Source organism: Paraburkholderia agricolaris (assembly GCF_009455635.1).
GTDB lineage: Bacteria > Pseudomonadota > Gammaproteobacteria > Burkholderiales > Burkholderiaceae > Paraburkholderia > Paraburkholderia agricolaris.
In genome coordinates this window covers 3,832,347-3,845,108 of sequence record NZ_QPER01000002.1, presented here as the reverse complement: position 1 = coordinate 3,845,108, position 12,762 = coordinate 3,832,347, and the positions used below count along the sequence as shown (strand labels likewise).

Genomic DNA, 12,762 nt, shown 5'->3' with positions numbered 1-12,762 from the left:
TCTAGTCACTTGCAGGAATGCAATAAAGCGGTGATTTCGCATGTGTATGATGCAAAGATGCATCACGGATAGCGCAACCAATGATCAACTGGGACAACGCACGATTTTTTCTCGCTGTGGCGCGTACAGGCACACTGCGCGGCGCGGCCGCACAACTCGGTGTCGACCAGGCAACGGTTGGCCGGCGAATCGCCGCGCTCGAAGAAACGCTTTCGACAACGCTGTTTCTGCGTACCCCCGCCCTGTTCGTGCTGACGCCGGCTGGCGAGGCCTTGCTCGGCGCGGCCGAGACGATGGAGCAGGCGGCTTTGTCGATCGAGCGGCGGATTGCCGGACTCGACGACCGGCTGGCGGGCACGATCCGCGTCGCCACCACCGATTCACTCGGCAAACGTTTCGTGGTGCCGGCCATCGCCAAGGTACGGCGCGCGCATCCGTGCATCGAGATCGTGTGCGTGACGTCCGCGCAGATCAGCAATCTGACGCGGCGTGAAGCCGATGTGGCGATCCGCACACTGCGGCCCGATGCACCGGACCTGATCGCGCGCAAGCTCGCGCAACTGGAGGTCGGCATTTACGCGTCGCGCGAATACATTGCCGCACGCGGCGAGCCGCGCGAAGGCGAGGCATTCGAAGGTCAGGATCTGGTGATGTATCAACAGCCGGTCTCGCCGTCGATGTGGGCGGCTCTGTGCGGAGAACCGACTTCGCGTGGGCGTCTCGTGTTCCAGACGCAATCTACCGCGATGCTGTTCGAAGCCACCCTTGCCGGTTTCGGGATTGCCGAGCTGCCGTGTTTTCGCGCCGATTACGAACCGGAGCTGGTGCGTGTGATGCCGCATCGCGCGGAGCCGTTCGACGTCTGGGTGGTCGCGCATGCCGATCTGTACAAGACCGCGCGGATTCAGGTGTTGATTGCGGCCGTGGCCGAGGAGTTCGCGCAGGCGCGTTGAGGCGAGCAGTGCCGGTGCTGCTGGTGCTGCCAATGCGCCCTAACGCGATGCCGTATCGACGTCGTAACACCCTTGCTGCGCATCGAGTACGGGCCAGAACGGCGGTTCGGCTAGCGGTGGCGATGCCTTGACCGTCCCCGGCGCATTTTCAAAAATCTCGGCGAGCCAGTCGACAAACGCCCTCACGCGCGGCGAAATCTGCCGGCTTTTCACATACGTCACAGAGATGGGAATTGCTGTGGGCTTGCACTTCGGCAGGACCTCGATCAACTGTCCGGATGCCAGATACGGCGCGACAGTGGCGCGCCCGGGCTGAATCAGCCCCAGGCCTTCAAGACCGCAGGCGAGATAGGTGTGTTCATCGTTCACGTGAACGAAGCTGTCCACCTTCACCTTGCTCGGCCGCCTTGCCACGCTGAAATCGAAGTCCACACGCCGCCCGGTTTGCGTCGACAGCCAGTTCACCGCGACGTGACCCGAGAGATCGTCGAGATGCCTCGGTTGGCCGAAGCGCGCCAGATATGCCGGGCTCGCGCAGGTGACGCGTTCGAGCAACCCGAGGCGGCGCGCGAGCAGCCGTGAGTCGGGCAACTCGCCCAGCTCGATGCTGCAATCCACGCTTTCGCTGACGGGATCGAGGGCACGCTGAATCACGCTGAGCGCCAGCTCGACATGCGGATGCAGCGCACGGAACGAGGCCAGCGCGGGCACCACGATCGACGCGGCGATCATCCCCGGCATTGCCACGCGCAAGCGGCCGCGCAAATTCTCCGGACGGTTGAACAGGCCCGATTCGACCTCTTCAATCGCGGCGAGAATCTGCGCGCAGCGTTCGTAGTACGCGGCGCCTTCCGCGGTCACCGTGACCTTGCGCGTCGTGCGTACCAGCAATTGCACGCCGAGCAGGGACTCGAGCGCCTGCACGGTGGTTGTCGCGGTGGCGCGCGGAATTTCGAGGGATTCGGCGGCGCGCGTGAAACTGCTGGCGTCGACGATGCGCACGAAGATCCGCATGGCCTGGACTCGATCTATCACGATGCTTCTCCGGTAAGGCGCGCTTGCGGGCGTTGGCGGATCAGCCCTGCCGCGAGCAGAGGCGCGAACGCGAACGTCGCGAACAGCCAGAACGCGGTGTGTTGCGCACCCGGCAGCGGGGCGAGGGTCGTCAGACCGGCGCCATTTGCGACGAGGCCCGCGAGCGCCGAGCCGAACGCCATCGCGAACAGTTGAATGGTGGTGATCGAGAGTGACGCGAGGTTCTCTTCGCCTGGCTGCGCGGCGGTAAACACCCGGGTGAGCAGATGCGGCCAGCCGATCCCGACACCCAGCCCGACGCTCGTGAGCGCCGCGCACAAGGCGAGCGTGCCAGCCGAGCCGTCGAACAACCCGGCGATAGGCATCAGCCACGCGAGGGCGGCGAGTCCGAGTGCCGCGACCAGCGGACCGGCGCGGCTCAGACGCTGCGCTACGGTGGCGGAGCGGCCCGCGCTGAACATCGAACCGACCGACCAGCCGGCTGCCATCAACGCTGTCAGATAACCGGCGGCCAGCGGCGAACGTCCGTGGATCGTCTGCAGGAAATACGGCACGAAGATTTCACTCGTCACGCCGATACCGAGCAGACTCATGCAGGCGTAGATGCTGCCGATTCGCGTGCGAATCGAGAACGAGCCGCTCGGCAGCAGGCGCAGGGCGGCGCCGCTGCGTTCGAGTCTGGCGAGCAGCCATACGAGCCCCAGGCCGGCGATGACGCCGAGTGCGTTCCAGCGCATGTCTTCGGTCAGGGCGGCGAGGGAAATCACCAGAACCGAAGCGCCAAGCAGGCTGACCTTCAGCAACGGGATCGGCTGCGCCGCCGCGTCGCCATGGGTGCGTTTGTCGTCGACCTCGCGATGCACGATCACGGCGAGCAGCAGCACAACCGGCAGCAATACCCAGAATGCCAGGCGCCAATCGCCGAGCTGCGCGAAGATGCCGCCGACCGCTGGACCGCACAAGGTCGCCACGCCCCACATACCTGAGACCAGCCCCATTGCTCGCGGCCACAGGCGTTCTTCGAACACCACGCGAATCAGCGCATAACTGAGGGCGAGCAGAATGCCGCCACCGAGACCTTGCAGCGTGCGGCCGGCGAGCATCCAGGGCATTGACGGTGCAATCGCGCACACCACGGTGCCCAACGCGAACACCGCCAGCGCGCAAAAGTATGCGGAGCGTGCGCCGAGCACCGCGAGCAGGCGCACCGACAACACCGAACCCAGAATTGACGCGACCACGAACAGCGTGGTGTTCCACGCGTACAGTTCGAGCCCGCCGATGTCATGCACGACCGAAGGCAGGATCGTGGTCGCCACGTACACATTGGTGGCATGCAGCGCGACGCCGCCGGCGAGACCGAGCGCCTTCCAGCCGTTACTGCCGCTGAGCAGATCGCCCCAGGCCGGCACATCCGATTGCAGATTTTTCATATCATGGACAGCCGTGCGGGGCTGGCTTATTATGCAAGTATTGGCTTGGATAATAATGTGCTCCGATGAGATATGCAAATGAAAGCTTGGAAAATTCGACGGTGAACGCGCAGGCCGTGCCAACGTCCGCACCGGTGGATCGCATCCTGAATCTGTTGAAGACGCAGGGGCCTTTGTCGACGGCGTCGATCGCGAGCGAACTCGGCATCACCGTCGAAGCTGCACGGCAGCAGATCCAGAAGCTGCTGCCGTACGGCCTGATCGAAGGGCGCCAGGCGTCGCAGGCGGGGCCGGGGCGGCCGAGTCAAAGCTGGGGTTTGACGGAAGCGGGCAACGCGCGCTTTCCGGACACGCATTCGCAATTGACTGTGCAATTGCTCGGTTCGATCCGCCAGTTATTCGGCGAAGACGGGCTCGACAAATTGATCGATCAGCGCGCAATAGAAACGCGCGCGAACTATCTCTCCGCGCTCAAGCCGATCAAGAGTCTCAAGGCGCGGCTCACGCGGCTGGCGGAGCTGCGCAGCGCCGACGGCTATATGGCCGAATTGCAAAAAGACGGACGCGACTGGCTGCTGCTCGAGAACCACTGTCCGATCTGCGCGGCAGCGCGCACCTGCCAGGGTTTTTGCCGCACGGAGTTGCAACTGTTCACGGAGATCGTCGGCGAGGAAGGCTCGATCGAGCGCGAGGAGCATGTGCTTTTTGGCGCGCGGCGCTGTGCTTATCGCGTGAGGGTCAAGAGCAGATAACGTTCGTGCGGCGAAGAATCGCTGACGTGAATCGTGCTGGGTCCGATCACGAATGGACGGCGGGGCACGATCGGTATATAACAACATGAAAGAATGGTTTTGTTTACCGATGCATTAAACGGAGAGATGTTTCATCATGACGCAAGACGTAACGCCTCAGCCTCCCCCGGGCGACCGGCCCGATCTGGAACACCTCGATGCGGCGCTCAGTCACGTGGATCAGCAGGTGTCGTCAGGCAGCATTGCTTCGGGTGCTGCAAAGGGCATTCTGTATAGCCTGATCGAAACGCTCGGCGCGTTCGTCGGCGATCCCGACCTGCCGGAGCACGCACGTTCGGGTTATCAGGGGCTGCTGGAAGCCGCTCGCGAATTGCGCGCCAAGCTGGAGCGCTGAAGGCGGCGTGATTCGGATCGCAGGCGCCGCGTCATTTCGGCGGCGCTTCACTCTGTGATAAAAAGGCGCATTGTTTATAACATTGCGCCTTTTTTATGCTTTCCTCGTCTGAAATCGCGTTGCTGGCGGTGGGCATTATCGTCGTACTGGTTACGCCGGGCCCAACCAATACGCTGCTCGCTGCGGCCGGGTTGCGCCAGGGCATGCAGCGCTCGTTGCCGCTGATCGCTACCGAACTGGCCGGCTATCTCGTGTCGATTTCAGTGTGGGGACATTTTCTCGCGCAAGCCGAACACGCGTTGCCGTGGTTGCCGTCGCTGCTGCGCGTGGCGGCCGGGGTGTACATCGCGTATCTCGCTGTTGATATGTGGCGCGCGGCGGTGGCTTTGCCCGAATCGGCCCACCAGGCGAGCGGCATGCGCACGCTGTTCGTGGCGACGTTGCTCAACCCGAAAGGCTTGTTGTTCGCCGGTACGATCTTCCCCGCCGTCGCGTTTGTCCATGTTTCCGCGTATGCCGTGGCGATGCTGATGTTCGCCTGCCTGCTGGTGCCGATTGCACTTGCATGGATCGCGTTTGGTGCGGCGCTTGGCAGCGGTAAGCTCAGTTGGCTGAATCCGGTGAAGATGCAGCGCGGCGCGTCGATTTTGCTCGGCGTGTTTTCGTTGTCGCTCGCGTGGGCGGCGCTGCATTGAGAGCGCGGATGGTCGAGCGCGGCTGTTGCGCGGTTACGCTTCCATCCTGCTGTCCGCGCTTAACGCTTCAAGCCATTCCGGCGGCGCCGAGGCAATTTCCAGTTGCGGTGTGCCGTGCCAGTCCGCGCAGCGTTGCAGAGCCCGGCGCAGATCGCCCGCAAGCCTCGCGCTGAATCGCACGCCGGGTTCGATGTGCAGCGATTTCAGTTCGAACACGCCGTTGGTCCGATGCGCTTTCGCATCCACGCGGCCGACCAGGCGCCCCCGGCTCAAAAGCGGCAACACGAAGTAGCCGTATTTGCGCTTTGCCGCCGGTGTGTAGCATTCGATCGCATAGTCGAAATCGAAGAGCGCGGCGGCGCGCTTGCGGTCCCACACCACCGGATCGAAGGGTGACAGCACCGTGGTGACGGTTGACGCGAGCCTGCCGGTCGCCGCGTCGTCGATCATCGGCGCGAATTCATGATGGACGAAGGTGTCCTGCTTCCAGCCCTCCACTTGCACCGGAATCAACTCTCCCTGGTCGGCGAGTGCTCGCAGTTCGTCGCGATAGGGGCGGCGCGGCAGCCGGTAATAATCCGCGACCCAATCGGCACGTACGACGCCGAGCGCGCGGCAGGTGCGGCGTAATGCTTCCGCAGTGACGGTTTCTCGCGGCGGCAGGTCGCGCGCATCGTCCCAATCTGGTAATACGCGTTCGGTCAGATCGTAGACGCGATGAAAATTGCGCCGCTCGGCCACCATCAGTTGCCCAATCGCGAACAGCACTTCCAGATGGCGTTTCTCCGGCTTCCAGTCCCACCAGCCGTTGCTCTTGCCTGCCTCGCGGACGAAGTCCGCTGAACGCACCGGGCCCGTCGCACGAATATGCGCCAGCAGTTTATCGATGTCCTTGCGATGCTTCTTGTGCCACTCGGCGGCGTACTTCCAGCCCATGTCGCTCGGGTCGAGCATGCGGTGACGCAGCAGGCCGTAGTCTTCGGTCGGCACGAAACAGGCTTCATGCGACCAGTATTCGAACAGGTTGCCTTCGGCGAGATGTTCGTCGAGCCATTGCTGCGGATACGCGCCGAGCCGGCTGAACAGCACGAGATACGGACTGCGCGCGACCACGTGGATCGTGTCGATCTGCAATTGCGCCATGCGGCGGATGGCGTCGAGCACGTCAACCTTGACGGCTTTGCGGCGCGGCGGTGTCAGCAAACCTTGCGCGGCCAGATGCAGGGTGCGCGCGGCGGATAGAGGAAGAGTCTTCACGTGAGCGTCGGTCACAGACTTGAGCTACGGACTTGAGTCACGAGTTTCGGTCACCCGTGACGGCGATGGGAACGGACGCGAGGTCCGGCCAGGATCAGCAGCCGCTACTGTAGCGCGATTACGGAAGGCGGATCGGCGTGCGGCACGACCGGCGCATGGCGTGATGCAAGGCAACGCGGCCGACCGGACATGGCCGATCTCACCGATGGTGCCGATCCCAGCCGCGGTGGCGGCCATGGTCATGGTGCCCACGATACCCGCGGTAGTAATCGCCCCGATACCCATAGCCGTACGCCGGCCGCACCGGCGCATAAACCACCGGCGGCGGCGCATACACAGGTGGGGGTGCATAAACCACTGGCGGCTGGGCGTACACGGGGCCCGGCGTGTTGACGAACACGCCGACGTCCACCCGCGCCAGGGAAGAGGTCGAGGCGCAGGCGGCGGCAAGGCCGAAGGCGGCGAAAAAGATCGCGCGTTGGATCATGCTTGTCTCCTGTTCCGAAAGAGTCAGCCATTCACTGTCGAATGGCTGACGATGATCTTACGGAACAGAAAGCAAAGCAGGTGCAACCAGTTGAAGGCGTGTGTAACAGCAGATTACCCGGCGGCCCGCCGGGTCTGCGCGTCTTCCAGCAAGGGGCTCAAGCCCCCAATGCGACCGCTTCTCCCGCCGACACGGCCAGCAGTTGATGGATCTGCGCGACAACCGCCGCACCTTCGCCGACCGCCGCCGCGACGCGTTTCGTCGAGCCGGCGCGCGCGTCGCCGATCGCATAGACGCCATCGACGGTAGTCGCGAGATCGCACACGGATGCACCGTCCACGCTGGTGCCGGTTAGCACGAAGCCCTTGTCGTCCAGCGCCACGCCGCAGGTGCGCAGCCAGTCGGTATTCGGGTCCGCGCCGGTGAAAAGGAACAGATGCCGCGTATCGAAGCTTTCGGTGCCGTCCGGCAGCGGCTTCTTCAAGACGACCGACGCGAGGCCGATTTCGTCCGCTTCAAGCCGGCCAATTTCCGAGTTCGGGTGCACGAACACATTCGGCAGAGAGCGAATCCGGTCGATCAGATAGCGCGACATGGTGGCTTCAAAGCCGCTGCGGCGGATCAGCACGTGAACCTTGGCCGCGTGTGTCGCCAGATAGACGATCGCCTGGCCCGCCGAGTTGCCGCCACCCACCAGTACGATCTCCTGGCGCTTGCACAGCTTGGCTTCGACCGGCGACGCCCAGTAATAGACGCCGCGCCCATCGAAGCGGTCGAGCCCTTCCAGCGCCGGGCGCCGATAGACCGCGCCGCTCGCGATCACGATCGCGCGGGAGGTGATCTGGCCGCCGCACTTGAGCTCCAGCCGGTACGGCGACTCCCCGCAATGCAGCGCTTTCACGTGGACCGGAATCGCGACGTGTGCGCCGAATTTCTGCGCCTGCACGAAGGCGCGGCCGGCCAGCGCCTGGCCGGAAATACCAGTCGGAAAGCCGAGATAGTTTTCGATCCGCGAACTGGCGCCGGCCTGGCCGCCTGGGGCGCGGCTGTCGAGCACGATGACCGAGAGGCCTTCGGAGGCCGCGTACACGGCCGTCGCAAGGCCCGCCGGCCCCGCGCCGACGATCGCGACGTCGTATACATGCGAATCGTCGAGATCGGGCAGCAAGCCGAGGCAGGTGGCGAGTTCCGGCATGCTGGGGTGACGCAGCACCGAGCCGTCCGGGCAGATCACCAGCGGCATGTCTTCCTTCTGCGCGGCGAATTGCTCGATCAGACGCAGTGCGTCTTCGTCGCGTTCGTCGATGACCGAGTGAGGGTGACCGTTGCGCGACAGGAAGCCTTGCAACATCACAAGCCTCGAGTCCCGGCTATTGCCGATCAGGATCGGACCGCCCGCACCTTTTTCGATCAGCGACACGCGCCGCAGGATCAGCGCGCGCATGATGCGCTCGCCAAGTTCGGCCTCGGCGACGATCAACGCGCGCAGCTTGACCGGCGGAATCAGCAGCGCGTCGACCGCGTCGACAGCCATGCCGTTCACAAGTGCGGGTCGCCCCGACAGTTGACCGACTTCAGCGAGAAAGTGCCCCGCGCCGTGTTCCGCAATCACGACCTCGCGCCCAATGCCGTCGCGCTGATAAATTTTGACGTGTCCTTTCAACACCACGAACATGCCGGGACCAGTATGGCCGGTTTCGAACAGCAGCTCACCGGCTTCCCAGTGGCCCACTTCGCCGAACCGGCGCAGACGGTCGATTTCCGTGCACGTGAGTTCGGGGAACATCTGATGCATGCGCGTCGAGAGCGACGAAAACGGCGCGTCGGCGACGACGGCTTGTTGCCCTTCAGCTTCTTGAGTCGACAGCATTGAACCGCTCCTTCTGTGTTCATCCGGATTGATCGGCACGGGGGGCGAAGCGGCGCGGGCGCGCGAGGGCGCCGGTATGAATGCGCTGCTGCGCTACACGGCCTTTGGCGCGATATCGTCGACCGCCACGTCGGGCGGTGCCATGCCGGGCAGCGCGTCCACCGCTCTGCCCGAGTCGCGCCAGGCTTCCATGCCGCCGCGCAACGGCAGCACGTCGGCGAAGCCGGCTTCGTTCATCTGTTTGGCCATCCATGCCGCGGATATTTCGTTTGGGCACGAACAGTAAATCACCACCTTCTGATCGTGCGGGTACGTCGCGACGATCTCGTCGAGCTGCCGCTCGTCGGCAAATTGCGAACCCGGAATCACGAACGGATCGAGTGCGCGCTTTTCCTGCGAGCGGATGTCGAACAGTATCGGCGTTTTGCCGGCCGCGACCAGCTTGCCCAGTTCGTCGACTTCGATGCGCTGGGTCGCCAGCTTGGCGATCAACTGGCGCCGGCGGATCCAACGGTAGGCGGCATACAGCAGCAGCAACGCGACGGCCACCAGCGCGGCGGTGCGGCCGAGCCGTCCGGCCATGGTGAACAGCATGTCGATCTGCTTGGCGAACAACGCGCCGATGATCAAGCCGGTGCCCGACCACAAAGCTGCGCCGATACCGTCATAAGTGAGAAACGTGCGGTAGCGCGCGCCCATGGCGCCGGCCATCGGAATCGACACGATCGAGAGGCCCGGCACGAACTTCGCCACGGTCAGCACGCGCACGCCCCAGCGGCCGAAGAAGCGTTCGGTCTTTTTTACACAGGTGTCGCGCGATAGGGAAAGACGGCAGATCGCTTTCAGCGTGTTGCCGCCGTACATACGGCCGGCGAGATACCAGGCGCTGTCGCCGATCAGCGTGGCGAATATCGACAACACGAGGACCGGCATCAGTTGCGTACCCACTGAGCCGGGATGCATGGCTGCCATCGCCCCGAACAGCACGAGCGACGGCATCGCCGGCACCGGCAGCCCGAGCGAGGCCGCCAGCACGTTCGCGAAGACGAGCGCCGGTCCATATTGCTCGACGAGATCATGTAGCATCGGCTTACATCCGCAGCCCTTTCGAGCACGGCGCTGGTAGGAAAGGCAAGGGAGAATGTAAAGATTATGGACGCATTTTCAAGACGTGCAAACGCTCGGCAAACAGGCCGCTATCTGGCGCTTGAAAGCCGGGCCGCAACCGGCCTGGCCGACTAAAAATGCGGATTAACTGCGCGAATCGAATAAAACGGAATTGATTGAAGCATACGCCATCCGTGAGCGGCGAATAATGCGCTACGGACGCCCGTAGGGCGTCCCGCAGTTCACAAACCAGGCTTGGCGGTGCAGAGGCCGCGTAAGGCATTTATTGCACGTGACAGGCGCAATGCCGAACGCGACAGCTTTACTGGCGATGATTGTGCTGTTCGCCCGGCAACTCCGCGCCGTGCGCGCGAATGGCCGCAATCAGTTCGGCAGGCGTGATTTCGTAGCGCACTTCGCGGTGAATGCCTGGCTTGCGCTCATCGACCTCGATCAGAAGAATGCCTTTGCCGTCTTCTGTCGATTCGAGGCGCAGCGAGCGGAGTTCGCGCGCCGTTGCGTCGTCGTATTCGGTGAGCAGGGCCATTGACCCGGAGGACCCGGTAGTGCGCATCGAGGTTGTCCTTGTTCCGTTGTTGATCGAACCATTGTAAGGGCAGGCCGGCGCGCCGTCTGTCGCGCCGCGCTCACATCTGGGAGTCTGCCCTTCCACCTATCTGCCTGCCTGCCGGGCGCCGCGCTGTGCTGGCCAATAGCTGGCGGGGCCCGCTGGGCAACGCGGACCGTGACGGCCGCCCGATCGTGGGCCGCCCGATCGTGAACAGCCAGTTTAACGCGACTCCCCGCCGCGACGGTTTCATTTTTCGTGCCCCGTGGCGGTGCAACCCTTCTCCTTGGCTGTCATGGTGCTGACGCGCGCTTCGGTTAAGACCGGGCGCCGCACCGGAAACAACGCGCAAAAAAAAGCCCGTCCCTGGAGGGGCGGGCTGCTAAACGCCGTTGTTACTCGGGTCAGCGTGTCCTTACAACCAACTGAGCGCTGACGCTGTCATCGTGCTGCGCCAATTCTGTGCTGTCGAGGTGGGAGTAACGCCGATCCGTCAGATTAAAGTCGCTTCTTCCTGCCGGGCTTCGGGCGCCATTGCGTGCGCTGTGTCGTGCCTGAATCCGGGCGCCGGCTTAGGTGTCACATGCAGCGCCGCATGGTGCGCGGGCACCGGTTGCGCGGCACGCGGCGCGGGCGTTGCATCGGCGACCGTGAACAGGCGCACTGCTTCGTCCAGCACGTCGGCCTGCTCCGCGAGACGTTGCGCCGTGGCGGCCGCCTGTTCGACCAGTGCGGCGTTCTGCTGCGTGGCGCCGTCCAGATGCGAGACCGCCTGGTTGACCTGGCGAATCCCCTCGGCCTGCTCGCTGCTCGCATTCGCCACGTCGACGATGATCGACGACACGCGGCTCACTGCCTCATCGATCACGCGCATCTGCGAGGTGGTGCGGGCAACCAGTTCCGTGCCGAGCGCCACTTCGGTCGCGCTCGCCTCGACTACCGTCTTGATTTCCTTCGACGACGCCGCGCACCGTTGCGCCAGCATCCGCACTTCGCCCGCGACGACCGCGAACGAGCGGCCCGCTTCGCCCGCGCGGGCTGCTTCGACAGCGGCATTCAGCGCAAGAATGTTGGTCTGGAACGCGATGCCGTCGATCACCCCGGTGATGTCGGCAATGCGTTTCGATGCCGCCGTGATACCGGCCATGGTCTGCTCGACCTGACCCGCGATCTTGCCGCCGACGGCCGCCGCCGCTTGCGCGTCTTTCGCCAGATCGAGCGCGCGCACGCTGGCATCGGCGTTGGCTTGCACGGTGGTGGTCAGTTGTTCCATGGTGGCCGCCGTCTCTTCGAGCGACGCCGCCTGCAATTCGGTGCGGCGCGCGAGGTCGACATTGCCGCTGGAGATTTCACGCGCATTGTCGAGCATGCCGGTGATCTGCGCGCGCACGTCGTAGACGATCGCCGCAAGATTTGCCTTCAACTGATTCAACGCCTGCAGCACGTCGCCGAGATCGTCGTGACGCGCGATCACCAGATCGGCGGTCAGGTCGCCCGCGGCGAGGCGGGTCGCGAAACCGGACATGTCGCGAATCGGTTCGGCGAGTTGCCGTGTCAGCATCCGCCATGACAGCAGGCTGAACGCGGCGGTGACGCCGAACGCAATCCAGAACGGCACGGGCGGCGTGCCTCCCCATGCAGCGAGGCCGGTCAGCAACAAAGCCAGCGGCGTGATCGCATAGCCGACCGCCGCACGCGTCGCGACCGGCAGGCGCATCAGCGATTGCACACGGCCGAGCACCCCCGTGCGCACGACCACGCCGCGATGCAGCTTGAACGCGCGCGACGCGCCGGTGCGGATGCGCGCGTACAGGGCTTCGGCGGCGCGCACCGCGTCGCGTTCCGGTTTCACACGCACGCTCAGATAGCCGACCACGGTGCCTTTTTCGACCACCGGCGTGACGTTCGCGTGCACCCAGTAGTGGTCGCCATTCTTGCGGCGGTTCTTGACCAGCGCGGTCCACGGGCGGCCGTCGCGGATCGTCGCCCACATGTCGGCGAAGGCTTCGCGTGGCATGTCGGGATGACGGATCAGATTGTGCGGCTGGCCAATCAGTTCTTCGCGCGTGTAGCCCGAGACGGCGATGAAGGCCGGGTTGCAATACTGGATGCGGCCGGTCAGATCGGTCGCGGAAACAAGCATCTGTGACGAAGGGAATTCGTACTCTTGCCCGGTGACAGGCTGATTGTTGCGCATGGCTTTCCTTGCAG

The 12,762-nt window shown here is 64.1% G+C and carries 12 protein-coding genes; 4 read left to right on the top strand and 8 right to left on the bottom strand.

All coding sequences use genetic code 11. The features are described 5' to 3' along the window. Window positions 1-83: 83 nt before the first annotated feature. The gene (locus GH665_RS38360) at window positions 84-953 is read left to right on the top strand and encodes a LysR family transcriptional regulator (protein WP_217361956.1); all 870 of its coding nucleotides are present in this window, start codon (window positions 84-86) and stop codon (window positions 951-953) included. 39 nt (window positions 954-992) lie between these two features. On the opposite strand, the gene GH665_RS38355 is transcribed toward GH665_RS38360, so the two are convergent. Together GH665_RS38355 and GH665_RS38350 are read right to left on the bottom strand one after the other, a co-directional pair. Continuing rightward, window positions 993-1,988, bottom strand: coding sequence for a LysR family transcriptional regulator (locus GH665_RS38355; protein ID WP_153142180.1), 996 nt, complete (start codon window positions 1,986-1,988; stop codon window positions 993-995). Further along, window positions 1,985-3,421, bottom strand: a complete 1,437-nt coding sequence (locus GH665_RS38350) for an MFS transporter (RefSeq protein WP_153142179.1) — start codon at window positions 3,419-3,421, stop codon at window positions 1,985-1,987. Before GH665_RS38350 ends, GH665_RS38355 begins: the two co-directional genes overlap by 4 nt. Before the next feature lie 86 nt (window positions 3,422-3,507). Between GH665_RS38350 and GH665_RS38345 the strand changes: the two genes are divergently transcribed. The 3 genes from GH665_RS38345 (at window position 3,508) to GH665_RS38335 (ending at window position 5,262) form a co-directional block, all read left to right on the top strand. Beyond that, a complete protein-coding gene (locus GH665_RS38345) occupies window positions 3,508-4,173 on the top strand; it encodes a helix-turn-helix domain-containing protein (RefSeq protein WP_153142178.1) in 666 nt (221 codons plus the stop codon). Between the two features lie 136 nt (window positions 4,174-4,309). Further along, complete coding sequence (locus GH665_RS38340) at window positions 4,310-4,567, top strand: hypothetical protein (RefSeq protein ID WP_028196034.1); 258 nt, start codon at window positions 4,310-4,312, stop codon at window positions 4,565-4,567. Between the two features lie 95 nt (window positions 4,568-4,662). After that, window positions 4,663-5,262 (top strand): LysE family translocator, encoded by a 600-nt coding sequence (locus GH665_RS38335; protein ID WP_153142177.1) that lies wholly within the window; start codon window positions 4,663-4,665, stop codon window positions 5,260-5,262. A 33-nt stretch (window positions 5,263-5,295) separates the two neighbouring features. Here the strand turns inward: GH665_RS38335 and GH665_RS38330 are convergent, their stop codons facing one another. From GH665_RS38330 to GH665_RS38305, 6 genes are all read right to left on the bottom strand, one after another. After that, window positions 5,296-6,519, bottom strand: a complete 1,224-nt coding sequence (locus GH665_RS38330) for a winged helix-turn-helix domain-containing protein (protein ID WP_153142176.1) — start codon at window positions 6,517-6,519, stop codon at window positions 5,296-5,298. 199 nt (window positions 6,520-6,718) lie between these two features. After that, the gene (locus GH665_RS38325; protein ID WP_153142175.1) at window positions 6,719-7,006 is read right to left on the bottom strand and encodes a hypothetical protein; all 288 of its coding nucleotides are present in this window, start codon (window positions 7,004-7,006) and stop codon (window positions 6,719-6,721) included. A 157-nt stretch (window positions 7,007-7,163) separates the two neighbouring features. After that, window positions 7,164-8,876, bottom strand: coding sequence for an FAD-dependent oxidoreductase (locus GH665_RS38320; protein ID WP_153142174.1), 1,713 nt, complete (start codon window positions 8,874-8,876; stop codon window positions 7,164-7,166). Between the two features lie 93 nt (window positions 8,877-8,969). Continuing rightward, the gene (locus tag GH665_RS38315; protein WP_153142173.1) at window positions 8,970-9,962 is read right to left on the bottom strand and encodes a DedA family protein/thiosulfate sulfurtransferase GlpE; all 993 of its coding nucleotides are present in this window, start codon (window positions 9,960-9,962) and stop codon (window positions 8,970-8,972) included. Between the two features lie 343 nt (window positions 9,963-10,305). Continuing rightward, window positions 10,306-10,557, bottom strand: a complete 252-nt coding sequence (locus tag GH665_RS38310) for a hypothetical protein (protein ID WP_007178686.1) — start codon at window positions 10,555-10,557, stop codon at window positions 10,306-10,308. 487 nt (window positions 10,558-11,044) lie between these two features. Then, window positions 11,045-12,748, bottom strand: a complete 1,704-nt coding sequence (locus GH665_RS38305; protein ID WP_153142172.1) for a methyl-accepting chemotaxis protein — start codon at window positions 12,746-12,748, stop codon at window positions 11,045-11,047. Between the last annotated feature and the right edge of the window lie 14 nt (window positions 12,749-12,762).